The organism is Crossiella sp. CA-258035, assembly GCF_030064675.1.
Taxonomy (GTDB): domain Bacteria; phylum Actinomycetota; class Actinomycetes; order Mycobacteriales; family Pseudonocardiaceae; genus Crossiella.
Map to the genome: position 1 here is coordinate 8,563,441 of NZ_CP116413.1, position 24,954 is coordinate 8,588,394.

Here is a 24,954-nt window from a genome sequence, read left to right on the forward strand (position 1 = left end):
CAATGGCATCTTTTTCTCCTATTGGACTGCGCCAATGTCTCGAAGAAGAATCGGCCGCATGACAAGCGGAGCACTTCCCACCGTCCCCCTCGGCCGCACTGGCATGGACATCACCAGGGTCGGCTTCGGCGCCTGGGCCATCGGCGGCGCGGGCTGGGCGTACAGCTGGGGAGCGCAGGACGACGCCGACTCCATCGCGGCCATCAGGCACGCGGTCGCGGGCGGCGTCAACTGGATCGACACCGCCGCGGTGTACGGCCTCGGCCACTCCGAGGAGGTGGTCGCGGCCGCGCTGCGGGACATCCCGGCAACCGAGCGCCCGTACGTCTTCACCAAGTGCGGCATGGTCTGGGACCCCGCGAACCCGGCCACCGAACCCACCGCCGTGGCCGCGCCGGCCAGCATCCGCCGCGAGGTGGAGGGGTCACTGCGCAGGCTGGGCACCGAGCGGATCGACCTGTACCAGGTGCACTGGCCGGCCGGGGACGGCACGAGCCTTGAGGAGTACTGGCAGACGCTGCTGGACCTCAAGGCGGAGGGCAAGATCCGCGCCGCCGGACTGTCCAACCACAGCGCCGGGCAGCTGACCCTGGCGGAGGAGCTGGGGCACGTGGACACCCTGCAACCGCCGTTCTCCGCGATCCAGCGCGACGCGGCCGCCGAGGAGCTGCCGTGGTGCGCCGCGCACGAGACCGGCGTGATCGTCTACAGCCCGATGCAGGCCGGTCTGCTCACCGGCGCGTTCAGCCGGGAACGCGCGGCCGCGCTGCCCGCTGACGACTGGCGCTCACGCAGCGACCACTTCACCGGCGCGGGACTGACCGCGAACCTGGCACTGGCCGAGGCGCTGCGGCCGGTGGCGCGGCGGCACGGAGTGAGCCAGGGCGCGGTGGCGGTGGCGTGGACGCTGTCCTGGCCAGGGGTCACCGGCGCGATCGTGGGCGCGCGCAACCCGGCGCAGATCGACGGCTGGCGGCCGGCCGGCGCGCTGGAGCTGACCGGGGCGGACCTGGCCGAGATCACCGAGGCGATCATCAGCACCGGCGCGGGCAGCGGTCCGGCACAGCCCTGACACGGCCCGGACACGATCGGCAACGGCCAGGACACAGGACGGTGACGCCGGTTAACCCCGCCACGACTGTCCACGATGGACAGACCACCTGGAGATCAACAATCAACAGGAGGTCCGGCTTCGTGGAGGTTCGCATCACGCACATCCACCTGAGCGGTGGCGAGACCTACCGGCACATCCAGTCGGTGCGCTGGCAGAACGCCGACAACAGCAGTGAGTGGGACACCGACAGCACGGCCACCATGGTCAGCCGCCTCCGCCGCGGCTGGCGGATGTTCGTCTGGAGCGGCTGGAACAAGGTGGAGGTGACGGCCGTCGGCGGCCGGTACCTCAGCACCGAGGCGGGCGAGCTGATGAAGCTGCCCCGGTTCTAGCCGGTGTTCTTCTGGCCGTAGCGGCGGCGCAGGTGCACCTCGACCAGGTTGAGGAAGGCGTCCACCTCGTCCGGGTCGTAGCCGGAGCCGGAGTGCTCGGTGAACCGGACCCGGCGCACGTCGTGCGGGGTGAGCGTGTCCGCGCCGAGCAGGGTGCCCTCGATCCGGTCCAGGAAGGCGTCCACCTCGTCCTCGTCGTAGCCGCGGCGATCGCCCCCGGCCAGGTGGAACCCGACGTTGTGCACGTCCTCGGCGGTCAGCGCCGCCGGGGACGGGCCACCGCGCACCGGGACCAGCTGTGGCCGGGGCGCCGCGGCCCGCTGCAGGGCCACCGCGACCTGGTCCAGGAAGGTGTCCACCCCACCCCGGTCGTAGCCACCCCGCCCCACCGGCGCCGCGGAGAACTCCACCGCCTGGACCTGTTGCGGCGTCAGGTCATCCGCCCCGCGCAGGGTCGCCTGCACCCGCGCCAGGAAGGCGTCCACCTCACGCTCGTCGTAGCCGACCGCGCCCGGCTTGGGCCGCTGGAACCCGACCTCGGCCACATCCGCGGCGGTCAGCCTGCCCTGCTCGGCCAGCGCCCGCTTCTCCAGCACCGTGGCCACCAGGTCGAGGAACAGCTCCACCTCGTCCCGGTCGTAACCGTTGCCGTCCACCGGCGCCGGCGGGAACCGCACCTTCAGCACGTCCTGCGCGGTGATGCCGTCCTGCCCGCGCAGGGTGTCCGCGATCCGCACCAGGAACGCGTCCACCGGCGGCTCGTCATACCCCTTCACATCCGACGGCGGCCGGTGGAACCGGACATCACGCACGTCCTCGGGAGTCAGCGTCATGGCGCCTCCAGGAGACCTAAGTGCGGCCATACTGCCCCGGTTTCGACACGACGGAACTCCGCCTGTCGGCCCAGCCACACACACCCGTACGGATGTCCGCGCCCAACGGTTCAGCGGTGCAGCGACCGGTCGAGCGGCCGGATGTGCGCGCCCTCCGCGTACGCCCGGCCCGGCGCGGCCAGCCGGGTCCGGCAGATCTGGCAGGTGTGGTCGTAGAAAACCTGCACCTGCTCAGCGGCGACCGCTGATGATCACCACCGTCCCGCCGGGATCCGGTTCGGCCAGCCGGTCCACTCGCCAGGCGCCCGCGCCACCGGCCAGTCTGCCCAGGTTGACCAACAATCCCGGCCGGGCCGGGTCGGTGAGCACCACGCGGTTGCCCGCTGCCGGTTCGGCACCACCGCCGGGCTCGAACAGCAGCTCGCCGCGTGCCCCGGGGCGCAATGAACCGGGGAGACCCGAGATCGCGACCTGAACCCGGCTGCCCGGCGGCAGGGACGTCAGACCGGTGTCCACCGTGGCGGTGTCTCCTTCGGCCGCACTGACCACACCGACCAGGCCGGTCGGGCCTGCCACCAGATCTCCGATGGCCACCGGGTTGCCCCGTTCCGGGCGGATCCGCGCCGTGCCGGGACCGGTCAGCGCCTCCAGCGTGCCGGCCTGGACCGCCGGGTCCGCGGTGCCCGCGGCCAGCGGCTCCGTCGTCCGCGTGCTTCCGGAGGACAGCGTGAGCCGGGTGTTCCAGGCGCCGGCGCCGGCGGGCAGCACCGCCCAGATCGCGTCGTCGGCCGACCGGTTGCCGTCGGTCAGCTCGTGGTCCACCGCGCTGGTGGTGAAGCCGAGCCCGTCCTTGCCGGGGGCCGCGAGCGCGAACGCGAGGACCTCCCCCTCGGCAGCCGGTTCATCCCGCTGGTCGGGTTGTGCGGCGGCGAAACCGATCGCGGACGCTTCCGGCTTGACCTCGGCCACCGCGCGGAGCAGCAGGTGCTCCCGGTCCGGTGGCCGGGCGGTCAGCGCGCTGGTCACGAACGCCACCCTGGTGCGACCGTCCGGTCCGGACGCGGACAGCGCGACCACCAGCACGTTGCGCCGCAGGCCGGTGGAGGCCTGGGCGAAGAGGAGGTGCACCCGGTCGGCCTGCGCGATGCCGCGTCCGGCCTGCCGCCACACCTGTTCGGCCCGCCGCGACAGGTCCCGGTCCCCCGCCAGCTCGCCGCGGGCCGGCCACTGCCCCACCGGGGCCGCCGCCGTCACCCGCTCCGGCGCGGGCGCGCCACCGAGTACAGACCAGAGGCCGGCTGTCGTCAGGACCACGGTGGCCACCACGGCCAGCAGCGCCACCCGCTGCCTGCGCTGTTCGGAGCGCCTGCGACGGCATGCCTTGATCACCTCGTCCACCTGACCGGCCCGCAGTTCGGGTCCGAGCCGCGCGGTGGTCAGCTCGACGCGCAACCGCGACTCCACCAGGTCCTGTTCCGGTGCGTTCACCACAACTCCCTCCCCCTGCCCACGGGCAGCGCGCTCCCCGGCGGCACCCCCCACGACTCCCTGATCCGAGCCAGTCCCCTGCTGGTCAGCGACTTCACCGTGCCCACCGTGCAGCCGAGCTCCCTGGCGGCCTGGGGCTCGGACAGGTCGAAGAGGAACCGGGCCACCACCGCGGCCCGTTGCCGCGGCGACAGCAGTCGCAGCACCGCGAGGACGTCGCCACGCTCGGCCACCGAGGGCGAGAAGTCCTCCACCCGCTCCGGCACCGCGGTGATCCGCCGCCGCTGCTTGCGTGCGGCGGCGCGGAGGAACTCGTGCAGCACCGCCTTGCGGGCATAAGCCATCTGGTTGTCCGCGGCGACGCGCCGCCATCGACGCAGGCAGCGCAACAGCGCCTCCTGCACGACCTCCTCGGCGTCCCACCGGCTGCCGGTCAGGATCAGGGCGTAGCGCAACAACTGTTCGTACCGTTCCCGGACGAAGTCGTCGAACTCCCCGTCGGCCTCCACCGCACACCCCCCTCCCGTTCCCTGGACCTTCCCCCTACAGGCCCTAGACCCGGTGAAGGCACGGAACGGTTGCCACCCCATTCGGGTGATGTGAGTGGCTCAGAGCGCGTCAGTACGAGAACACCCCCGTGACCTGTTCTTACCGGTCACGGGGGTGTTCTCGCTGGTGTGGCAGGTGAAGGATTCGAACCTTCGGAGCTTTCGCGACGGATTTACAGTCCGCTCCCTTTGGCCACTCGGGCAACCTGCCAGTGCAGCTGATCTCTCGGCTGCAGGAAGCAGCTTACATACCCCTGGGCAGGGGCGTGCAAGCGGGTATCCAGCGGGTACCGTCTTGGCCCTCAGGAGCCTCTTCGGGGGCTTGAGTTCACAGCTGGGAGAGGTGCGGCAACGTGGCGGACCCGTCATTCGACGTGGTGAGCAAGGTCGAGCGGCAGGAGGTGGACAACGCGGTCAACCAGGCCACCAAGGAGCTGTCCACCCGGTTCGACTTCCGGGGTGTCGACGCGAAGGTCAACTGGGTCGGTGAGGACGGGATCGCGATCCAGGCGGAGACCGAGGAGCGGTGCCTGGCGGCGATCGAGGTGCTCAAGGAGAAGCTGATCAAGCGGGGGATCTCGCTCAAGGCGTTCGAGGTGGGCGAGCCGCAGCTGTCGGGGAAGATCTACAAGGTCACCGGCAAGGTCATCGAGGGCATCGCCTCGGACAAGGCCAAGGAGATCGCCAAGGCGGTCCGGGACGAGGGTCCCAAGGGCGTCCAGGCGCAGATCCAGGGTGACCAGCTGCGGATCACCGGCAAGAAGAAGGACCACCTGCAGGACGTCATCGCGATGCTCAAGTCCAAGGACTTCGGGATCGCGTTGCAGTTCACGAACTACCGCTGACGCGCGGGCCGCCCCGGTCGCGCGCCGGGGCGGCCAAGCGGGGATGGCATCGAACACTCTTCGACCGCGGCTCCACCCAGCTGGACTACCGTGGTTCTCACCAGCGTCGGTAGGACAAGGTGGGGGCGATGAAGGGGATCATCCTGGCCGGGGGCAGCGGGACTCGGCTGCACCCGATCACCCAGGCGGTGTCGAAGCAGCTGCTGCCGGTCTACGACAAACCGATGGTGTACTACCCGCTGTCCACGCTCATGCTGGCCGGCATCCGGGAGATCCTGCTCATCTCCACCCCGGCCGACCTGCCGATGTTCCAGCGGCTGCTGGGTGACGGCTCCCAGTTCGGGCTGCGCCTGTCCTACGCCGAGCAGCCCCAGCCGAACGGGCTGGCCGAGGCGTTCATCATCGGCGCCGACTTCGTTGGCGACGACGACGTGGCGCTGGTGCTCGGCGACAACATCTTCTACGGCCAGGGTTTCTCCCGGCAGCTCCAGCAACTGGTCGGCGGCCTCGACGGCTGTGTGCTCTTCGGCTACCCGGTCAAGGACCCCGAGCGCTACGGCGTCGGCGAGGCGGACGCGGACGGCAACCTGGTCTCCATCGAGGAGAAGCCGAAGCGGCCCCGGTCGAACCGGGCGATCACCGGGTTGTACTTCTACGACAACGAGGTGGTCCGGATCGCCAAGGAGCTGACCCCGTCGGCCCGTGGCGAGCTGGAGATCACCGACGTCAACCTGGCCTACCTCAAGCAGGGCCGGGCCAAGCTGCTCGACCTGGGCCGCGGGTTCGCCTGGCTGGACACCGGCACGCACGACTCGCTGCTGGAGGCCGGGCAGTTCGTGCAGGTGCTGGAGCACCGGCAGGGCGTGCGGATCGCCTGTCTCGAGGAGATCGCGCTGCGCATGGGCTACATCGACGCCGACGCCTGCTACGCGCTGGGCGCGGCGCTGGCCAAGTCGGGTTACGGCCAGTACGTGATGGACGTGGCGCTCAACGCCGGCGCCAGCCCGGCGGCTCAGTAGCGGCCGTAGCCGCCGCTGCGGGCCATCTCCTCCAGCCGCCGGATCCGGTCCTGGATCGGCGGGTGGGTGGAGAACCAGCGCGCCATCGACTCGCCCGCCCGGAACGGGTTGGCGATCATCAGGTGGGACTGGGACATCAGCTGCGGTTCCGGCGCCAGCGGCGCGGCCTGGGTGCCGATCTCCAGCTTGCGCAGCGCCGAGGCCAGCGCGAGCGGGTCGCCGGTGAGCGCCGCGCCCGACTCGTCCGCCTGGTACTCCCGCGAGCGGCTCACCGCCAGCTGCACCACACCGGCGGCCACCGGGCCGAGGATGGCGATCAGCAGCACCGCCAGCGGGCCCGGCCGGTCCTCCTCGCTGTCGCCGAAGAACCCGGCGAACATGGCGATGTTGGCCAGGAAGGTCACCACGCTGGCCAGCGCGCCGGCCACCGAGGAGATCAGGATGTCCCGGTTGTAGACGTGCGCCAGCTCGTGCCCCAGCACCGCGCGCAGCTCGCGCTCGTCCAGCAGCTCCAGGATGCCGGTGGTGCAGCAGACCGCGGCGTTGCGCGGGTTGCGCCCGGTGGCGAAGGCGTTCGGCGCGGCGGTCGGGCTGAGGTACAGCCGGGGCATCGGCTGCCGGGCCGAGGTGGCCAGCTCGCGCACGATCCGGTACATCCCCGGCTGCTCCCACTGGGAGGCCGGCCTGGCGTGCATGGCGCGCAGCGCGAGCTTGTCGGAGTTGAAGTACGCGTAGGCGTTCACCGCCAGCGCGCCGAAGAGCGCGACCCACAGCCAGACGCCGCCGAAGAGCGAGCCGACCAGGATGATCAGCGCGCTCAGCCCGCCGAGCAGCAGGGCCGTCTTGAGCCCGTTGTAGTGACTTCGCATGGTCCCTCGGCCTCCTCCCGGCCTCGTCGGATCAACCGGCCTACTGATCAGTCAACGTGTGAAAGGGGCGTCAGGTTCCTGGGCGGCCCGGCCTGCCGCCCCTGGGCGCGGCCTCCGGGGCCGGTTCGGCCGCCGGGTCCAGCGGTGGCGGCGGGGGCGCGGCGGCCACCCACTCGCCCAGCCGGTCCCGCTCGTGCACCAGTTCGGCGACCGCGCCCTCGCCCTCGGACGACCCGGTGCCGGGGTAGCCGAAGTCGGGGGCCCAGTGCAGGGCGTCGAACGGGCAGACCTCCACGCAGATCCCGCAGTAGAGGCACTGGCCGTAGTCGATGGCGAAGCGGTCCAGCACGTTGACCTGCCGCGGCCGGGCGGTGCCAGGCGGCTGCGTGGTCTCGGTGTGCGAGGTGATGTGGATGCACCAGTCCGGGCACTCCCGCACGCACAGCATGCAGACCGTGCAGTTGGCCTCCAGCAGCGCGATGACCCCCCGGGTCCGCGGCGCCAGGTCCTCGGGATCAGTCACTGGTCTCCCTCTTCTCGACGCGGTCCCCACTCGGGGCCGGGCACTCCTGGCGGCGCGATCCGCCTGCGGCTGGGCGCGCCGGAGCCGTCCTCGCCGGGCTCCAGCCTGCCCGGCCACGGCCGCACCACCCTGGCGGCCAGCACGAAGTCCTTGCGCAGCGGGTGCCCGGCGAAGGAGTCCGGCAGCAGCAGCCGTCGTGGGTCGGGGTGCCCGGTGAGCGCCAGGCCGAACATCTCGGCCGCCTCCCGCTCGTGCCAGGCCGCGCCCGCCCACTCCCCGGCCACGCTGGGCAGCGGCGTGCCCGGGGACACCTCGGTGCGCAGCAGCAGGCCGGTCCACGGGCCGGGCCGCAGCACGTGCAGGGTCACCGCGTGGGTGGCGCCGGCCGCGCCGGGGCGGCCGGCGTCCTCCGCGCCCAGCCAGTCGAACAGCGCGCAGCCCAGGTCCGCGCGGGCGTGCCGGGCGGCAGCGGCCCAGGACTCGACCGGCACGTGCGCGGTGCTCTGCCCGAAGGCCGTCTGCACGGTGACCCCCGGCAGCAGCGCGGCCAGCTCCTCGGCCGTGGCCAGCGCGGTCATGCCCGCACCAGCTTGTGCAGCGCGACCATGCCCTCCAGCAGCGCCTCCGGGCGCGGCGGGCAGCCGGGCACGGCCACGTGCACCGGGAGCAGCTGGTCGATGCCCTTGGTGACCGCGTAGGAGTCCCAGTACGGGCCGCCGGTGTTGGAGCAGGCGCCGACGGAGAGCACGTACTTCGGTTCGGGCAGCTCGCGGTAGGTGGCCAGGATCGCGGGCAGCATCACGTCGGTCACCGTGCCGGAGACCACCAGCACGTGCGCGCGCTCCGGCCCCCCGGCAGGTTCGATGCCGTGTCCGGCCAGGTCGGCGTTGTGCAGGGCGGCCATGACCTCCACCCCGCAGCAGGCGAGGCCCAGATCAAGGACGGTGACCTGGTAGGAGGTCCCCCAGTCCAGCTCAACAGCGGTGTTCACAGCTGCCGAGGGTAAAAGACCGCCCACTTGGAGCAGCGATTGACATGGGTTTTGTAGGCGGACCGTAGCTAGTTGATTACGGAAAGAGAGTACCCTGGCCAACGGCAACTGCGACTCGAGAGGGGCCGATCCCAGTGGCTGAGGCGGGCTCTGCGTACCGGGTTAAATTCCGCGGCATAGCCGACGAGCTCCGATCCGCGATCTCCTGCGGCAAGTACCCGCCCGGCTCGCGCCTCCCCGGCGAGAACGAGCTCATGGAGCGGCACGGCGCGGCGAGGATGACGGTTCGGGCGGCGTTGGAGGTTCTGAAGAACGAGGGTTTGACCTGGTCCCGCCGGGGCTCGGGGGTCTACGTCCGGGACGACCGGCCGATCAGGCGCAACTCGCCGCAGCGCCTGCGCGGGGACCGCAGCGCGTCCTGGCCGAGCCGGTGGGAGACCGACCTGACCGGCCGGACGCTGACCATCGACAGCGTCGAGGTGGCCGAGGAGCAGGCGCCGCACTACGTGGCGCGGGTGCTCGGGCTGCACGAGCCGGCCAGGGTCTGGGCGCGGCGGCGGCGCAACCTGGTGGACGGTCACCCGGTGATGCTCTCGGTGTCCTACTTCCCGGCCTCGCTGGTCGCCGGTTCGGCGCTCACCAGGGCCAACCCGGGTCCTGGCGGGGTGTACGCCCGGCTCCGCGAGCTGGGCAAGCCGGCCGCGGCCTTCCGGGAGGAGATCCGGGCCAGGATGCCGCGCGGCGAGGAGGCCAAGGCGCTGCGACTGGAGCCGGGCACCCCGCTGGTGGTGATCGTGCGCACCGCCTTCACCACCACCGGCGAGGCGATCGAGGTCACCGAGATGACCCTGGACGCGGGTTCCTACGTGCTGGAGTACGAGTTCCCGGCCTGAGCAGCAGGACGTAACGCCGGTCGCGGCGGCCTCGACACCGATCCCGGGGTGGACGTGGCAGAGACACAGAGCCCGGAGGACGGGCAGCGGCGACCGGCGCCGAGCTTCGCCGACTGGCGCAAGGAGCTGTTCACCGCCTTGGGCGCGTTGGTCGGCCTGGTGACCGTGACGGTCACCGGGTTCAAGGTGGACCCGACGACCCCGGACGGCCGCCGCGTGCTGACCACGGTGGTGCTCTTCGGCGTTGGCGCCTACCTGCTGGCGTGGCTGGCCTGGGGCCGCAGGCACGGCCGCCACGGCAGGCCGCGCAGCCTGCTGCTGGCCGCGGGCTGTGTGCTCGCGCTGGCCGGTGGACTGGTGCTGGCGCTGCCCCGGGCCGAGTCCTCCGGCCAGCCGCCTACCGCGTCCCAGGGCGCGGGCAGCGGGCAGACCAGCCCCCCGGCCACCGACGCCCCGCCGAGCTCGACCTCGGCCGGACAGCCGGGCAGCAGCAGCACTCCCGGCCCCAGCTCCAGTCCCAGCGGTCCGCCGGGGCAGCCACCGCCCAGCGTCGGCGGCACGACCGGCTCCGCGACCAGCTCGCCGCAGCGGCCCGGCCCGTCGCCCAGCACCACCGACCGCCTGCTGGACGGCCCCGGCCCGACCACCGGGCAGGCGCCGCCGGTGAGCCACCAGAACGAGGTCACGCTGAACACCACGCCAGGCGACGACTCGGTCTGGATGGACTACTGGCGGCAGCAGCACGAACGGGACGGCGACCTGAACATGGACCGGAACGGGATCTTCACCGCGCTGGGCGCGCAGCTGAAGGTCATGCCCGGCAGCGCGGAGCCGGACTGGTTCGCCTGCCGCAACGCCACCGGCATGACCACCCGCGCGAACTTCTCCGCGCTGCGGGTGGGTGGGCACCTGTGCGCCCGGAGCCGGGAGGGTCGCTACGCCCGGCTCCGGGTGATCGCACTGCCGACCTCGCCGAACAGCAACGGCCGGTTCATCTTCTACGGCCTGGTGTGGCACCGGGGGCCGTGACGATCAGCCGCCCGAAGATCAGCCGCGCAGCTCCATCGTGCAGCACTTCGGGCCGCCGCCGGACTTGCGGAGCTCGGAGATGTCCACGTACACCGGGTCGAAGCCGCGCAGCGCCAGGCGTTCGCCGAGGGCGGTGGCCTCGGTGGGCAGGATGACGTTGCGGCCGTCGGAGACCGCGTTGAGGCCGAGGCAGGCCGCGTCCTCGGCGGTGGCCAGCACGGCGTCCGGGAACAGCCAGCGCAGCACCTGCTGGGAGCCGGCGGAGAAGGCCTCCGGGTAGTAGACGACCAGGCCCTGCTCCGGGCGGTCGTCGAGCACCGCGAGCGCGGTGTCCAGGTGGTAGTAGCGCGGGTCGACCAGCTGCAGCGAGACCACCGGGACGCCGAGCACCTCCTGGGCCTCGGCGTGCGCGCCGGGGTCGGTGCGGAAGCCGGTGCCGGCCAGCAGCAGGCGGCCGGTCCAGGCGAAGTCGCCCTCGGCCTCGTTGACGCTGGCCGGCATGACCACGTCGCGGTAGCCGTTGGCCAGGAACCACTGGCGGAAGTGCTCGGCCTCGTCCGCGCGCTGCTTGGCGCGGAAGCGGGCGCCCAGCACCCGGCCGTCGACCACGGTGCCGGAGTTGGCCGCGAAGACCATGTCGGGCAGGCCGGGGGCGGGCTCGATCACCTCGACCTGGTGGCCGAGGGACTCGTAGGCGGATTTCAGGGCAGTCCACTGCTCCAGCGCCCGGTCCGCGCTGACCGGCTGGCTGGGGTCCATCCAGGGGTTGATCGAGTACTCCACCGTGAAGTAACGCGGCGGGCACATCAGGTAACGACGACGAGTCGGCGTGCGGACCGCCGGGGCTGCGGTCGCGGAGGTCTCCACCGAGGCGGCGGGCGAGACGTCGAGAGCGGAGGACATGATTCGAAATGTAAATGGCCACCTGACGTTCGTTCAACGCCGCATCGTGCCCAAATTGGGGCAGTATGTTGCGCATGGACACCATCGACCATCGAATCATTTCGTGCCTGGTCGCGGACGCCCGATCGAGCTACGCGGAGATCGGTTCCAGCGTCGGTCTGTCCGCCCCCGCGGTGAAGCGCCGGGTGGACAAGTTGCTGGATACGGGCGTGTTACGTGGCTTCACCGCGGTGGTCGACCCGGAGGCGCTCGGCTGGGGCACCGAGGCCTTCGTGGAGGTGCACGGACAGGGCAACGTGACCCCCGGCAAGATCCGCGCCGGGCTGGAGTCGCTGCCCGAGGTGGTCGCCGCCTACACCGTCTCCGGCTCGGCCGATGCCATCGTGCACCTGCGCGCCGGGGACATCCACCACCTGGAGACCGCGCTGGAGCGGCTGCGCGCACTGGACTTCGTGGACCGCACCGTCTCCACGGTCATCCTCTCCACCCTGCTGGAACGCCCACCCGCGCCGGAGCCCCCTCGCTGAAGAGGCGTAAATCACCGGCCGGATCGGCAATTGGCCACTCCGATGCGGCAGGATCACCGCCATGTCAGCTGAGGTGCTCCTGGAGCAGCGCGACCGGGTGGCGATCATCACGGTCAACGCCCCCGACCGCCGCAACGCCCTGACCCCGGCCATCTCCACCCGTCTCGCCGAGGCGGTCACCGCCTGCGAGCAGAACGGCGACGTCCACGCCGTGGTGGTCACCGGCGCCCCGCCCGCCTTCTGCGCGGGCGCGGACCTGACCGCGCTGGGCGAGTCCCGCGAGGCCGGGCTGCGCACCATCTACGCCGGGTTCCTGGCCGTGGCCAACTGCGCGCTGCCCACCATCGCCGCGGTGAACGGGGCCGCGGTCGGCGCGGGCCTGAACCTGGCGCTGGCCTGCGACGTGCGGCTGGCCGGTCCGCTGGCCCGCTTCGACGCCCGCTTCCTGCAGCTGGGCATCCACCCCGGCGGCGGCATGACCTGGATGCTCAACAAGATCGTCGGCCCGCAGACCGCGACCGCGATGGCGCTGTTCGGTCAGGTCCTGGACGCCGAGGCGGCCGAGCGGGCGGGCCTGGTGTGGGCACGGACACCAGGTGAACCGGCAGATGTGGTGGCCGCGGCGGTAGAGCTGGCGGCCGCTTCTGCCGGAGCGCCCCGGGAACTCGTGCTGGCCACCAAGCAGTCCATGCGCCGCACCGCCGCGGTGGCCGAGCACGCCGAGGCGGTGGAGGTCGAACTGGTCTCCCAGCTCATCTCCATGAACAGCCCGGCCTTCGCCGAGCGCCTGGCCGCGATGAAGGCCCGGATCAGCGGGAAGTGACTGTTACTCTGGAGTAACACCCAGCCTCGGCACGACCATGTGGGATGACGTATGTGACGTGCGTCTCTCCAAGGGGAACACGGCAAGGGCACCCTTACCGTGTTCGAAGCGTTGTCAAGGCAGTACCAGCAACTCCGATCCGTGAGTTCCCCGACGCTGACGGTCCCTGACGCGGACTACTCTCGTTGGGGGGCATCGGTTTTCGATGGCCGATGCAGGCGCGTGAGGTGAAGAGAGGGATCGCGAGCCCATGAGTGTGAGCACCGAGGGCCACGAGACCGCGGAGGTCCGCAAGCTCGACCGAGTGGTCATCAGGTTCGCCGGCGACTCCGGTGACGGCATGCAGCTGACCGGAGACCGGTTCACATCGGAGGCAGCGGCCTTCGGCAACGACCTGGCCACGCTGCCCAACTTCCCCGCCGAGATCAGGGCGCCTGCAGGAACCCTGCCCGGGGTGTCCAGCTTCCAGCTGCACTTCGCCGACTACGACATCCTCACGCCGGGCGACCGGCCGGACGTCCTGGTCGCGATGAACCCCGCGGCGCTGAAGTCCAACATCGCCGACCTGCCGCACGGCGGCATCCTCATCGTCAACACCGATGAGTTCAACAAGCGCAACCTCAGCAAGGTCGGCTACGCCGCGGACCCGCTCGAAGACGGCTCGCTGGAGCCCTACGTCGTGCACAAGGTCGCCATGGCCACCCTGACCCGCGGCGCGCTGGAACCCACCGGGCTGTCGAAGAAGGACGCCGAGCGCGCGAAGAACATGTTCGCGCTGGGCCTGCTGTCCTGGATGTACCACCGGCCGACCGAGGGCACCGAGCGGTTCCTGCGGGAGAAGTTCGCCAAGAAGCCGGACATCGCCGAGGCCAACGTGCTGGCCTTCCGCACCGGCTGGAACTACGGCGAGACCACCGAGGCCTTCGCGGTGACCTACGAGGTCGCCCCGGCCAAGCTGGCCCAGGGCACCTACCGCCAGATCACCGGCAACACCGCGCTGGCCTACGGCATCGTGGCTGCCGGACAGCGCTCGGAGCTGCCGGTCTTCCTCGGCACGTACCCGATCACGCCAGCCTCGGACATCCTGCACGAGCTGTCCCGGCACAAGAACTTCGGCATCACCACCTTCCAGGCCGAGGACGAGATCGCCGGTATCGGCGCGGCGCTGGGCGCGGCCTACGGCGGCGCGCTGGGTGTGACCACCACCTCCGGCCCGGGTATCGCGCTGAAGTCCGAGACCATCGGCCTCGCGGTGATGACCGAGCTGCCGCTGCTGGTGGTCGACGTGCAGCGCGGCGGCCCGTCCACCGGGCTGCCCACCAAGACCGAGCAGGCCGACCTGTTGCAGGCCATGTTCGGCCGCAACGGCGAGGCGCCCGTTCCGGTGCTGGCCCCGGCCACGCCCGCGGACTGCTTCCAGATGGCCATCGACGCCGCGCGGATCGCGCTGAAGTACCGCACGCCGGTGCTGCTGCTCTCCGACGGCTACATCGCCAACGGGTCAGAGCCCTGGCTCATCCCGGCCGTGGACACCCTGCCCGACCTGCGGGTCTCCTTCGCCACCGAGGTCAACGCGCCGGACGGCTCCGGCGAGTTCTGGCCGTACCTGCGCGACCCGGAAACCCTGGCCCGGCCGTGGGCCCTGCCGGGCACGCCCGGTCTGGAGCACCGCATCGGTGGCCTGGAGAAGGGCGACGGCCAGGGCAACATCTCCTACGACCCGGACAACCACGACAAGATGGTGCGCCTGCGCCAGGCCAAGATCGACGGCGTGGACGTGCCGGACCTGGTGGTGGACGACCCGACCGGCGACGCCGAGGTGCTCGTGGTCGGCTGGGGTTCGACCTACGGCCCGATCGGCGCGGCCGCGCGGCGGGTGCGCAGGCTGGGCCTGAAGGTCGCGCACGCGCATCTGCGGCACCTCAACCCGTTCCCGAGGAACCTGGGTGAGGTGCTGGGCAGCTACCGCAAGGTGCTCGTCCCGGAAATGAATCTCGGCCAGCTCGCGTTGTTGTTGCGGGCCAAGTACCTGGTGGACGCGGTCAGCCACACGAAGGTGGCGGGCACGCCGTTCAAGGCCGAAGAGCTCCAGGACGTGTTCACCGAGATCATCCAGGGGGTCAAGGCATGACCGCGGTCGACATCGGGTTGCCGATCATCGGCGGCCTGGACGGTGTTCCCACCACGGACGAGAAGCAGACCGCGAAGGTCTTCAAGTCCGACCAGGAGGTGCGCTGGTGCCCCGGGTGTGGTGACTACATCATCCTCAACGCCATGCAGAGCTTCCTGCCGGAGCTGGGGCTCAAGCGGGAGAACATCGTCTTCGTCTCCGGGATCGGCTGCTCCTCCCGGTTCCCGTACTACATGAACACCTACGGGGTGCACTCCATCCACGGCCGCGCCCCGGCCATCGCCACCGGGTTGTCGGTGTCCCGGCCGGACCTGTCGGTGTGGGTGGTCACCGGTGACGGCGACGCGCTCTCCATCGGCGGCAACCACCTGATCCACGCGCTGCGCCGCAACGTGAACCTGAAGATCCTGCTGTTCAACAACCGGATCTACGGGCTGACCAAGGGGCAGTACTCGCCGACCTCGGAGGTCGGCAAGGTCACCAAGTCCACCCCGATGGGCTCGCTGGACCACCCGTTCAACCCGATCTCGCTGGCGCTGGGCGCGGAGACGAGCTTCGTGGGCCGGGCGCTGGACTCCGACCGGGCCGGGCTGACCGACGTGCTGCGGCAGGCCGCCCAGCACCGGGGCAGCGCGCTGGTGGAGATCTACCAGAACTGCCCGATCTTCAACGACGGCGCCTTCGACGTGCTCAAGGAGCCGGGCGAGAAGGACCGGCGGATCATCCCGCTGGAGCACGGCAAGCCGATCCGCTTCGGCGCCGAGGGCGAGTTCGGGGTGATCCGGGAGGGTCAGCACGGCTCGTTCGTGGTGCGCAAGGTGGACGAGGTCGGCGAGGACGCGCTGGTGGTGCACGACGCGACCCTGCAGGACCCCAGCTACGCCTTCGCGCTGTCCCGGCTGGGCGGGCAGAACCTGGACCACACCGTGACCGGTGTGTTCCGCTCGGTGCCCCGCCCGACCTACGACGACCAGGCCCGCAGCCAGGTCCAGCAGGCCGTGCAGAGCAAGCCGGCCGACCTGGCCGGGCTGCTCCGCGGCAAGGACACCTGGACCGTGCTGGCCTGACCCAGCAACGAAAAAAGCCCCCCGGCGCGTCCGGGGGGCTTTTTTCGTGTCACTGCTTGTCGGGGTCGATCACCGGCTCGAACAGCGAGCGGGACCGCTCACCGCGCGGCGGCGTGGTCGGCTCGGCCGGGGCCACCGGCGGGGGCGGCGGCTGCTCGGCCGGGGTGACCGGGCGCGGCGGCGCGGGCGGGACCGGCGGCACCTGGCGCGGCGGCGCGGGCACCGAGGGCGGCACCGGCGGCGCGTTGTTCCCCGAGCTGGCGGCCAGGTGCTGGAAGTAGGCGGTGTCCCTGGCCTGGAGCTCCTGCGGCGGCAACGGCCGCGGCGGGAACTGCGGCGGCGCCACCCGCTGGGCAGGCCGCGGCGGGCGGGACGGCCGGTGGTCGGCCAGCTCGGTGTCGGTGACGTCCAGCTCCGGCGGCGCGCTCACCTGCGGCGCGGGCGGGGCGGGCGAGGGCACGGGGCGCTGGGCCTGGCGCGGCTCGGGGTCCTCTTCGAGGGCGTCCAGGATCTCGTTCTTGGGGATGCCGTAGGCCGGGGTCTCCGCCTCGAAGAACAGCGGGCGCTCGTCCTCGTCGGACTTGCCGGACTGGGCGGCCGGTTCCGGGGTGCGGACCGGGGCGAAGATCGCGGTGGTGGGCTGGTCGGCGCCCCGCGGGGACTGCTGGGCGGCGGTGGGCTGGTCGTCGACGTCCTCCGGGGTGGACCACTGCTGGGTGGCGGCCGGGGCGTCGGGCTGGGACTCGGGCTGGGCCGGGGGCTCGGGGCGGGCTGGGGCCTCGGGCTGGGCGGCGGTGGTCCAGGTCAGCTCGGGGGCGGGCTCGTCGGCGTCCTGGCGGGACCACTGCTGGGTGGGCTGCTGGGCCGGGGCGGGCTCGTCGGCTGGGGGCTGGGCGGACCAGCGCTCGGTCGGGGCGGGGGCTTCGTCCTCGCGCGGCTCGGGCTCGATGCGCTGGGTGGACCACTGCTGGGTGGGGGCGGGCTCCGGGCGCTCGTCCTCGGCGCGCTGCGCGGACCACTGCTGGGTCTTGGCGGGCTCGGGGCGGCGCGGGGCCTCGTCCTCCGGCTGGCGGTCCTCCTCGGCGCGCGCGGTGGACCACTGCTCGGTGGGCGCGGACTCGGGGCGCTCGTCCTCGGCGCGCTGCGCGGACCACTGCTGGGTCTTGGCGGGCTCCGGGCGCTCATCTTCGGCGCGCTGCGCGGACCACTGCTGGGTCTTGGCGGGCTCCGGGCGCTCATCTTCGGCGTGCTGCGCGGACCACTGCTGGGTCTTGGCGGGCTCCGGGCGCTCATCTTCGGCGTGCTGCGCGGACCACTGCTGGGTCTTGGCGGGCTCCGGGCGCTCATCTTCGGCGTGCTGCGCGGACCACTGCTGGGTCTTGGCGGGCTCCGGGCGCTCATCTTCGGCGTGCTGCGCGGACCACTGCTGACCGGAGGCGGGGCTGGGCTGGGACCAGGTGGGTTCGCGGCGGCGTTCCCAGGGGGCCTCGGACTGGGTGGTGGGTTCGTGGGCCGGGTCGGGGGTGAACAGGCTGGTCTTCGGCTGGGCCGGGAGGACCGTGGTCTGCTCGGAGCTGCTGGTGACCGGGCGTGGAGCGGCCACGGGGGTCTGCATGGGCTCGAAGACGATGTCGTCGTCCTCGTCGTGCTTGCGCACCACCGTGGGCGGCGGTTGCGGCCTGCGGGACCTCTCCTCTTCCAGCGCGGCCAGCTCGCGGCGGGCGGGGGTGACGAAGAGCACCCAGGTGGCCAGGCCACCGATCACGAATGCGAGCAGGCTCCACAGCCAGACCTGCCCGAACAACGACGACACCGCGACATCCCTCCGGCCTTCTCCATACTTTGCCGAACCCTAACGCGCAGGGCCGTCCGCCGCGTCCTGTTGACCAGCTGGCGGTAGTTGATGTGACGAAGTTACTTGCCGGGCGAACAGCCCCGCGGCGTAGGCTCGGCTGGTGCCGTCCTCGCCCTCTTCCCCGGCCGGTGCGGCCGGGCTGGCGTGCGGGGCGGGCGCGTACGTGCTCTGGGGTTTCTTCCCCGCCTTCTGGCCGCTGCTGGCACCCGCCGGTCCCGTCGAGATCCTGGCACACCGGCTGGCCTGGACCCTGGCCGTCATGGTGTTGGTCACCCTGCTCCTGCGCCGCGGCAAGATCCTGCTGCGCCTCTCCCCCGGCACCTGGGCGCTGGCCGCCGCCGGGGCAGCACTCATCGCGGTGAACTGGGGCACCTACATCTACGGGGTGACCAGCGGGCAGGTGGTGGAAACCTCGCTGGGCTACTTCATCAACCCGCTGGTCTCGGTGCTCTTCGGCGTGCTGGTGTTCAACGAGCGGCTGCGCCGGCCGCAGTGGGCAGCGGTGGCCGTCGGCGGCGCCGCGGTGTGCGTGCTGACCGTCGAGCACGGGCAGGTGCCGGTGATCGCGCTGGTGCTGGCCGCCAGCTTCGGCACCTACGGGCTGCTGAAGAAGACCTCGAAGCTGGCCGCGGTGGACTCGCTGACCGCGGAGAGCGTGGTGCTGGGACCGCCCGCGATCGTGTTCCTCATCTGGCTGGGCCTGGCGGGGCAGGGCACGTTCCTCGGCTCGGGCACGGCGCACGACCTGCTGCTGGCGGTCACCGGGCCGATCACCGCGCTGCCGCTGCTGCTGTTCAACGTGGCCGCGCGCCGGGTCTCCATGACCACGCTGGGCATCCTGCAGTACCTGGCGCCGATCCTGCAGTTCGCCTGGGGCGTGCTGGTGATGCACGAGCCGATGTCGCCGGGCCGCTGGACCGGGTTCGCGCTGGTCTGGGTGGCGGTGCTGGTGTTCACCGTGGACGGGGTGCGTGCGGCCAGGGCCACCAGGGCGGCGTCACTGCGGAGCCGGGCGGAACCGGCCCCGCAGGTCACCTGAACTACTGGGAGCGGGCCACCACGAAGTTCGCCAGCGCGGACAGCGCCGAGCGGGCCGGGCACTCCGGCAGGTCCACCAGGGCGGCGTGCGCGCGCTCGGAGTACTCGCTGAGGGTCTTGCGGGCCTCTTCCAGGCCCGAGGACGCCCGCAGCAGCTCCAGCGCCTCCTCGACCTCGGCGTCGGTCTCCAGCGGCCGGGACAGCAGCTCACGCAGCCGGGCGCCGGAGACGTGGTCGTCGGCCAGCGCGTAGAGCATCGGCAGCGTGCGCACGCCCTCGCGCAGGTCGGTGCCCGGCGTCTTGCCGGACTCCACCGCGGGCGAGGCGATGTCGATGATGTCGTCGGAGATCTGGAAGGCCGCGCCGATCACGTCGCCGTACCGGCGCAGCGCCTCGACCTGCGGCTCCGGCACCCCGGCGAACATGCCGCCGAAGCGGCCCGCGGTGGCGATCAGCGAACCGGTCTTCTCGTCGATCACCGACAGGTAGTGGGTGACCGGGTCCACGCCCTCGGCCGGGCCGACGGTCTCCCGCATCTGGCCGGTGACCAGCTCGGCGAAGGTGTTCGCGATGATCCGGGCCGCGTCCGTGCCCAGGTCGGCCACCAGCCTGGAGGCGTGCGCGAACAGGAAGTCGCCGGTGAGGATGGCCACCGAGTTGTTCCAGCGGGCGTTGGCGCTGAGCGCGCCCCGCCGCATCGGCGCCTCGTCCATCACGTCGTCGTGGTAAAGCGTGGCCAGGTGGATCAGCTCCACCACGACGGCCGAGGTGATGACCTCCTGGCGGCTCGGGTCGCCGAAGTGGGCGGCCAGGAGGGCGAAGAGCGGGCGGATTCGTTTTCCGCCCGCCTCCATCAGGTGCAGGGAGGCCTCGGTCGCGAAGTCGAGGTCGCTGCGGACCGAGTCCTGCAGCACTGCCTCGACCGCGGCCAGTCCGGCAAGGACCGTGGCCTCGAGGTCGGGGTCGGCCAGCACGATGCCGGCGCCCCGACCGGCCTGCTCACTCGTCGTCACACTTGCAGCCTACGTAGGCCTCAGAACGCGAACACCCCGAGGTCCGCCCAGTTGAGGGCGAACTGCGGGACGACTCCGAGCAGCAAGGTCACGGTCACACCGAGTGTGATGGCCATGACCGTGAACGCCCCCGGCACGGTGACCGTGGGGCCGTCCTCCTTCGGCTCCTGGAAGTACATCAGCACGATGATCCGCAGGTAGAAGAACGCGGCCACCGCGCTGGTCACCAGGCCGACCACCACCAGCGGCGCGGCCCCGTCCTCGATCGCCGCCGCGAACACCACGAACTTGCCGATGAACCCGCTGGTGAGCGGGATGCCGGCCAGTGCCAGCAGCAGGAAGGAGAACACCGCGGCCACCAGTGGCGACCGCTTGGCCAGACCGGCCCACTGCTTGATGTCGGTCGCCTCGCCGTTGCTGTCCCGGACCAGGCTGATCACGCCGAAGACGGCCAGCGTGGTGAAGCCGTAGGCCAGCAGGTAGAACATGGTGCCGGAGAGGCCCTGCGGGGTGAGCGCGATCGAGCCGACGAGCAGGAAGCCCGCGTGCGCCACCGAGGAGTAGGCGATCATCCGCTTGATGTCGCTCTGCGTGAGACCGAGCACAGCGCCGATGACCATGGACACGATGGCCACCGCCCACAGCACGTACTGCCACTCCCAGCTGCTGGACTTCAGCGCCACCTGGAACACCCGCAGGATCGCGCCGAAGGCCGCCACCTTGGTGCAGGCGGCCATGAACGCGGTCACCGGCGTGGGCGCGCCCTGGTAGACGTCCGGGCTCCAGGTGTGGAACGGGCCGACCGCCGCCTTGAACAGCAGGCCGACCACCAGCAGCCCGACCCCGGCGAAGAGCAGGGTGTCGGAGCGCTCGTTGCCCGCGGCCGCGTTGGCGATCGCGGCCAGGTTCACCGAGCCCGCGTAGCCGTAGAGCAGCGCCAGGCCGTAGAGGAAGAACGCCGAGGCGAACGCGCCGAGCAGGAAGTACTTGACCGCGGCTTCCTGCGAGATGAGCCTGCGCCTGCGGGCCAGCGCGCACAGCAGGTACAGCGGGAGGCTGAGCACCTCCAGCGCGATGAACATGGTCAGCAGGTCGTTCGCCGCGACGAAGGTCATCATGCCGCCGAGGGCGAACAGCGCCAGCGGGAAGACCTCGGTCTGCATGCCGCTGGTGGCCGCCTGGGCGCGGTCCTGGATGGTGCCGGGGCGGATCGCGGCGTGCGCCACGAAGTAGCCGCCGCGCTCCACCGAGCGGTCCGCGATCAGCAGGATCGAGCCGAAGCCCAGCGCGAGCAGCGTGCCCCACAGGAACAGCGTGGGGTAGTCCACCGCGAGCGCCTTGGCCATCGGCAGCACACCGGTGCCGTTCTCGCCCAAGCCCTTCACGACCAGCACCACCGCGGCGGCGGCGATCGAGAACAGGCTCAGGAACACCTGCACCGACCAGCGCAGGTGCCGCGGCAGCAGCGCCTCGAACAGCACCGAGACACAGGCCGCGCCGAGCACGATCAGCACCGGCACCATGTGCTCGAGCAGGAAGTCCGGCAGTTCCAGCAGCTGCTGAGGCTGCTGTTGTGCCAGGTGAGTCAGGGTCACCACGTCACTTGCCTTCCTTCACCAGGTCCTGCTGCCCGGCCTCGGTCATCGTCGCGCCGACGGACGGGTTGATCACATCGAGCACCGGCTGCGGGTAGACCCCGAGCGCGATGATCAGCACCACCAGCGGGGTCAGCACCGCGATCTCCCGCTTGGACAGGTCGGGCACCTTGGCCTTGGCCGTCTCCGAGCTGGGGTCCACCGCGGAGCCGGGGCCACCGGCCAGGCCCACCAGCGCGTTGCCGCGCACCGGGCCCTGCATGACCCGCTGGTAGGCCCACAGCACGTACAGCGCGGCCAGCACCATGCCGACCGTGGCGATGATGGTGAACACCGGCTCCCTCGGGAACGACCCGATCAGCACCAGGAACTCGCTGACGAAGGAGTTGGTGCCGGGCAGCGCCAGCGAGGAGAGCCCGGCGATGAAGAACATGCCGCCGAGCACCGGGGTGAGCTTGGCCATGCCGCCGTAGTCGCTGAACTGACGGGAGCCACCGCGCGCGATCACCATGCCGACCACCAGGAAGAGCATGCCGGTGGAGAGGCCGTGGTTGACCATGTACAGCACCGCGCCGGAGAGCGACTGGCTGCTGAAGGCGAAGATGCCCAGCGCGATGAAGCCGAAGTGCGCGATCGAGGTGTAGGTGACGAACCGCTTCATGTCGGTCTGTCCCGCGGCCAGGATCGCGCCGTAGATCACGCCGATCACCGCCAGCGTCAGCACCCAGGGCGCCAGGATCCGGCTGGCGTCGGGGAACAGCGACAGGCCGTAGCGCATCAACCCGAAGGTGCCGACCTTGTCCAGCACGCCGACCAGCAGCACGCCCACGCCCACCGGGGCCTCGCCACCGGCGTCCGGCAGCCAGGTGTGCAGCGGCACCAGCGGCGCCTTGATCGCGAAGGCGATCAGGAAGCCGAGGAACAGCCAGATCTGCACGCCCTGCGGGATGTCCTTGGCGATGCCGACCAGGGTGGCCCAGTCGAAGGTGCCCTTGCCCAGGCGGCCGCTGGCCACCACGTACACGCCGATCACCGAGGCCAGCATGACCAGGCCGCCGAAGAGCGAGTACAGGAAGAACTTCACCGCCGCGTACTGCCTGCGCGGCCCGCCGAAGCGGCCGATCAGGAAGTAGGCGGGCACCAGCATCGCCTCGAAGAAGACGTAGAACAGGAACACGTCGGTGGCCGCGAAGACGCCGATCATGAAGGTCTGCATGACCAGCAGCAGGGAGAAGAACCCGGCGACCGTGCGGCCCTCCGGCAGCTTCTCCTCCCAGGCCGCGCCGATCACGATCGGCACCAGCACCGCGATCAGCGCGATCATCACCAGCGCGATGCCGTCCACGCCGAGGGCGAAGCGCACGCCGAAGGCCGGGATCCAGTCCACCCCGAAGGCCAGCTGGATCCGGTCCCCGCCGGGGGTGAACCCGGCCCAGGCCACCGCGGCGAGCGCGAGCTCGGCCAGGGCGAAGCCCAGCGCGGTCAGCTTCGCCGCGCGGTCGTTGCCGCGCAGGAACGCCACCACCAGGCCGCCGAGCAGCGGCAGCAGCAGTAGTGCGAGCAGCACGAGGCCGTTCATCCCGCCAACCTCACCATCAGCAGGGCGGCGATCAGGAGGACCGAACCGCCCAGCATGCTCAGCGCGTAGGAGCGCACGAAACCGGTCTGGAGCCGGCGGACCCGGCTCGAGACGCCCCGGAGCAGCACGGCCGTGCCGTTGACCACCCCGTCGACGCCCTTGTTGTCGAAGAAGAGCAGGAACCGCGTGAGCAGGAAGCCCGGGTTCGCGATCAGCCCCTCGTTGATCGAGTTGGCGTAGAGGTCCTTGCGGGCGGCGCGCACCAGGAAGGAGACCTTCTCCGGGCGTTCCACCGGGACCGGCTTGCGGCCGAAGATCAGCCAGGCGGTGAGCGCGCCGAGCGCGGCCAGCGCCACGGTGAGGATCGGCACCAGCGCGTGCGGGAGCACCCCGTGCTCAGCCACTTCCAGCTTGCCCAGCGCGGGTTCCAGCCAGGTGGCGAGCCTGCCGCCACTGGCGAAGAAGAAGCCCGCGCCCACCGAGCCGACCGCCAGCACGATCATCGGCACGGTCATGCTGGCCGGGGACTCGTGCGGGTGGTACTCGCGGCCGTCCGCGGACTTGAGGTTCTTCCACCGCTTCTCGCCGAAGAACACCAGCAGCATCAGGCGGGTCATGTAGAACGCGGTCAGCCCGGCGCCCAGCAGGGCCGCGCCGCCGAAGACCCAGCCGCGCCAGCCGCCCTGGCCCAGCGCCGCCTCGATGATGGCGTCCTTGGAGTAGAAGCCGGACAGCAGCGGGAAGCCGATCAGCGCCAGGTAGCCCAGGCCCCAGGTGACGAAGGTGACCGGCATGTGCCTGGCCAGCCCGCCCATCCGGCGGATGTTGCCCTCGTCGTTCATGCCGTGCATCACCGAACCGGCGCCGAGGAAGAGCCCGGCCTTGAAGAAGCCGTGGGTGAGCAGGTGCATGATGCCGATCGCGTACCCGGCCGGGCCGAGGCCGACGGCCAGGATCATGTAGCCGATCTGGCTGACCGTGGAGTAGGCCAGCACCTTCTTGAAGTCGTCGTAGGCGCAGCCGATGATGCACCCGATCACCAGCGTGATCGCGCCGATGATGACCACGACCAGGCGGCCGTCCTCGGTGAGGTTGTAGATCGGGTTGGCCCGCGCCACCAGGTACACACCGGCGGTGACCATGGTCGCGGCGTGGATGAGCGCGGAGACCGGGGTCGGGCCCTCCATCGCATCCGGCAACCAGGCCTGCAGCGGGAACTGGCCGGACTTGCCACAGGCGCCCAGCAGGAGCAGCACCGCGATCGCGGTGACCACGCCCGGCGAGAGGTCACCCGCGCGGGCGAAGACCTCGGTGTACTGGGTGGTGCCCAGGTCCCGGAACATCAGGAAGATGGCCAGCGCCAGGCCGACGTCACCGACCCGGTTCATCAGGAACGCCTTCTTCGCCGCGGTGGCCGCGGCCGGCTTGTGCTGCCAGAAGGCGATCAGCAGGTAGGAGGCCAGGCCGACGCCCTCCCAGCCCAGGTACAGCGTCACGAAGCTGTTGCCCAGCACCAGGACCAGCATCGCCGCCACGAACAGGTTCAGGTAGGCGAAGAACTTCCGCCGGTCCGCGTCGTGGCTCATGTAGCCGACCGAGTAGATGTGGATCAGTGAGCCCACACCGGTGATCAGCAGCACGAAGGTCATCGACAGCGGGTCGATGCGCAGGCCGAACTCGACCTTGAGCGCGGCCACGCTGAACCACTCGAACACCGGCAGCTCGGCGACCCTGGAGCCCGCGTCCTTGCCGATGGTCTGCACGAACAGCACCGCGCCGTAGACGAAGGACAGGATCGCCATCGCGCTGCCGAGCAGGTGGCCCCAGCCGTTGGTGTGCTTGCCGCCGACCAGCAGCACGGTCGCGCCGACCAACGGCAGCAGGATCAGCAGCCAGGCGTACTGGGCCGCGCCGGTGGCCTCCACCACCTCGGTGGCGG

The 24,954-nt window shown here is 71.2% G+C and carries 24 protein-coding genes and 1 tRNA gene; 11 read left to right on the top strand and 14 right to left on the bottom strand.

Features of this window, described 5'->3' with window-relative positions:
• Window positions 1–58: 58 nt before the first annotated feature.
• The gene (locus N8J89_RS38705) at window positions 59–1,072 is read left to right on the top strand and encodes an aldo/keto reductase (protein WP_283661833.1); all 1,014 of its coding nucleotides are present in this window, start codon (window positions 59–61) and stop codon (window positions 1,070–1,072) included.
• Between the two features lie 122 nt (window positions 1,073–1,194).
• Window positions 1,195–1,446, top strand: a complete 252-nt coding sequence (locus N8J89_RS38710) for a hypothetical protein (RefSeq protein ID WP_283661834.1) — start codon at window positions 1,195–1,197, stop codon at window positions 1,444–1,446.
• Here N8J89_RS38710 and N8J89_RS38715 read toward each other — a convergent pair.
• The 4 genes from N8J89_RS38715 to N8J89_RS38730 form a co-directional block, all read right to left on the bottom strand.
• Complete coding sequence (locus tag N8J89_RS38715) at window positions 1,443–2,279, bottom strand: DivIVA domain-containing protein (RefSeq protein WP_283661835.1); 837 nt, start codon at window positions 2,277–2,279, stop codon at window positions 1,443–1,445. The genes N8J89_RS38710 and N8J89_RS38715 overlap by 4 nt on opposite strands.
• 231 nt (window positions 2,280–2,510) lie before the next feature.
• The gene (locus N8J89_RS38720) at window positions 2,511–3,767 is read right to left on the bottom strand and encodes a hypothetical protein (protein ID WP_283661836.1); all 1,257 of its coding nucleotides are present in this window, start codon (window positions 3,765–3,767) and stop codon (window positions 2,511–2,513) included.
• The gene (locus N8J89_RS38725) at window positions 3,764–4,276 is read right to left on the bottom strand and encodes a sigma-70 family RNA polymerase sigma factor (protein WP_283661837.1); all 513 of its coding nucleotides are present in this window, start codon (window positions 4,274–4,276) and stop codon (window positions 3,764–3,766) included. The genes N8J89_RS38720 and N8J89_RS38725 overlap by 4 nt, the downstream gene beginning before the upstream one ends.
• Before the next feature lie 169 nt (window positions 4,277–4,445).
• Window positions 4,446–4,526: transfer RNA gene (locus N8J89_RS38730), tRNA-Tyr, on the bottom strand.
• A 142-nt stretch (window positions 4,527–4,668) separates the two neighbouring features.
• On the opposite strand from N8J89_RS38730, the gene N8J89_RS38735 reads away from it, so the two are divergent.
• Window positions 4,669–5,160, top strand: a complete 492-nt coding sequence (locus N8J89_RS38735; protein WP_252480509.1) for a YajQ family cyclic di-GMP-binding protein — start codon at window positions 4,669–4,671, stop codon at window positions 5,158–5,160.
• 128 nt (window positions 5,161–5,288) lie between these two features.
• Window positions 5,289–6,179: a glucose-1-phosphate thymidylyltransferase RfbA gene (rfbA, locus tag N8J89_RS38740; protein ID WP_252480508.1), complete on the top strand. Its 891-nt coding sequence runs from the start codon at window positions 5,289–5,291 to the stop codon at window positions 6,177–6,179.
• On the opposite strand, the gene htpX is transcribed toward rfbA, so the two are convergent.
• From htpX to N8J89_RS38760, 4 genes are all read right to left on the bottom strand, one after another.
• Window positions 6,173–7,048 carry a zinc metalloprotease HtpX gene (gene htpX, locus N8J89_RS38745; RefSeq protein ID WP_283661838.1) on the bottom strand — a complete coding sequence of 292 codons (876 nt, stop codon included), beginning with the start codon at window positions 7,046–7,048 and terminating at the stop codon, window positions 6,173–6,175. The two genes, rfbA and htpX, sit on opposite strands and share 7 nt — an antisense overlap.
• 70 nt (window positions 7,049–7,118) lie before the next feature.
• A complete protein-coding gene (locus tag N8J89_RS38750) occupies window positions 7,119–7,571 on the bottom strand; it encodes a 4Fe-4S binding protein (RefSeq protein ID WP_283661839.1) in 453 nt (150 codons plus the stop codon).
• A complete protein-coding gene (locus N8J89_RS38755; protein WP_283661840.1) occupies window positions 7,568–8,149 on the bottom strand; it encodes an NADH-quinone oxidoreductase subunit C in 582 nt (193 codons plus the stop codon). Before N8J89_RS38755 ends, N8J89_RS38750 begins: the two co-directional genes overlap by 4 nt.
• Window positions 8,146–8,562 carry an NADH-quinone oxidoreductase subunit B gene (locus N8J89_RS38760; protein ID WP_283661841.1) on the bottom strand — a complete coding sequence of 139 codons (417 nt, stop codon included), beginning with the start codon at window positions 8,560–8,562 and terminating at the stop codon, window positions 8,146–8,148. The genes N8J89_RS38755 and N8J89_RS38760 overlap by 4 nt, the downstream gene beginning before the upstream one ends.
• A 134-nt stretch (window positions 8,563–8,696) precedes the next feature.
• On the opposite strand from N8J89_RS38760, the gene N8J89_RS38765 reads away from it, so the two are divergent.
• Both N8J89_RS38765 and N8J89_RS38770 read left to right on the top strand, forming a co-directional pair.
• Complete coding sequence (locus N8J89_RS38765; RefSeq protein ID WP_283661842.1) at window positions 8,697–9,455, top strand: GntR family transcriptional regulator; 759 nt, start codon at window positions 8,697–8,699, stop codon at window positions 9,453–9,455.
• A gap of 54 nt (window positions 9,456–9,509) precedes the next feature.
• On the top strand, window positions 9,510–10,484 hold the full coding sequence (locus N8J89_RS38770; protein WP_283661843.1) for a hypothetical protein: 975 nt from the start codon (window positions 9,510–9,512) through the stop codon (window positions 10,482–10,484).
• Window positions 10,485–10,502: 18 nt separating this feature from the next.
• On the opposite strand, the gene ddaH is transcribed toward N8J89_RS38770, so the two are convergent.
• On the bottom strand, window positions 10,503–11,387 hold the full coding sequence (gene ddaH / locus N8J89_RS38775; protein WP_349497428.1) for a dimethylargininase: 885 nt from the start codon (window positions 11,385–11,387) through the stop codon (window positions 10,503–10,505).
• Window positions 11,388–11,461: 74 nt separating this feature from the next.
• On the opposite strand from ddaH, the gene N8J89_RS38780 reads away from it, so the two are divergent.
• The 4 genes from N8J89_RS38780 to N8J89_RS38795 all read left to right on the top strand — a co-directional run bounded on the left by N8J89_RS38780 (window position 11,462) and on the right by N8J89_RS38795 (window position 15,935).
• The gene (locus tag N8J89_RS38780) at window positions 11,462–11,914 is read left to right on the top strand and encodes an Lrp/AsnC family transcriptional regulator (protein ID WP_252480501.1); all 453 of its coding nucleotides are present in this window, start codon (window positions 11,462–11,464) and stop codon (window positions 11,912–11,914) included.
• A gap of 61 nt (window positions 11,915–11,975) precedes the next feature.
• Complete coding sequence (locus tag N8J89_RS38785) at window positions 11,976–12,737, top strand: enoyl-CoA hydratase (RefSeq protein WP_283661844.1); 762 nt, start codon at window positions 11,976–11,978, stop codon at window positions 12,735–12,737.
• 250 nt (window positions 12,738–12,987) lie between these two features.
• A complete protein-coding gene (locus tag N8J89_RS38790; protein ID WP_283661845.1) occupies window positions 12,988–14,868 on the top strand; it encodes a 2-oxoacid:acceptor oxidoreductase subunit alpha in 1,881 nt (626 codons plus the stop codon).
• Window positions 14,865–15,935: a 2-oxoacid:ferredoxin oxidoreductase subunit beta gene (locus tag N8J89_RS38795; protein ID WP_283661846.1), complete on the top strand. Its 1,071-nt coding sequence runs from the start codon at window positions 14,865–14,867 to the stop codon at window positions 15,933–15,935. The genes N8J89_RS38790 and N8J89_RS38795 overlap by 4 nt, the downstream gene beginning before the upstream one ends.
• Window positions 15,936–15,984: 49 nt before the next feature.
• Here N8J89_RS38795 and N8J89_RS38800 read toward each other — a convergent pair whose 3' ends face one another.
• Window positions 15,985–17,748 (bottom strand): hypothetical protein, encoded by a 1,764-nt coding sequence (locus tag N8J89_RS38800; protein ID WP_283661847.1) that lies wholly within the window; start codon window positions 17,746–17,748, stop codon window positions 15,985–15,987.
• Window positions 17,749–17,890: 142 nt separating this feature from the next.
• Between N8J89_RS38800 and rarD the strand changes: the two genes are divergently transcribed.
• Window positions 17,891–18,829 carry an EamA family transporter RarD gene (gene rarD, locus N8J89_RS38805; RefSeq protein ID WP_283661848.1) on the top strand — a complete coding sequence of 313 codons (939 nt, stop codon included), beginning with the start codon at window positions 17,891–17,893 and terminating at the stop codon, window positions 18,827–18,829.
• Window position 18,830: 1 nt separating this feature from the next.
• Here the strand turns inward: rarD and N8J89_RS38810 are convergent, their stop codons facing one another.
• The 4 genes from N8J89_RS38810 to nuoL all read right to left on the bottom strand — a co-directional run bounded on the left by N8J89_RS38810 (window position 18,831) and on the right by nuoL (window position 24,940).
• Entirely contained in the window at window positions 18,831–19,841 is a 1,011-nt protein-coding gene (locus N8J89_RS38810) for a polyprenyl synthetase family protein (RefSeq protein ID WP_283661849.1), read from the bottom strand.
• Window positions 19,842–19,861: 20 nt separating this feature from the next.
• Window positions 19,862–21,364 (bottom strand): NADH-quinone oxidoreductase subunit NuoN, encoded by a 1,503-nt coding sequence (gene nuoN, locus N8J89_RS38815; protein ID WP_502868520.1) that lies wholly within the window; start codon window positions 21,362–21,364, stop codon window positions 19,862–19,864.
• Window positions 21,365–21,440: 76 nt separating this feature from the next.
• On the bottom strand, window positions 21,441–23,015 hold the full coding sequence (locus tag N8J89_RS38820; RefSeq protein WP_283661850.1) for an NADH-quinone oxidoreductase subunit M: 1,575 nt from the start codon (window positions 23,013–23,015) through the stop codon (window positions 21,441–21,443).
• A complete protein-coding gene (gene nuoL, locus N8J89_RS38825; protein ID WP_502868521.1) occupies window positions 23,012–24,940 on the bottom strand; it encodes an NADH-quinone oxidoreductase subunit L in 1,929 nt (642 codons plus the stop codon). The genes N8J89_RS38820 and nuoL overlap by 4 nt, the downstream gene beginning before the upstream one ends.
• Window positions 24,941–24,954 lie beyond the last annotated feature (14 nt).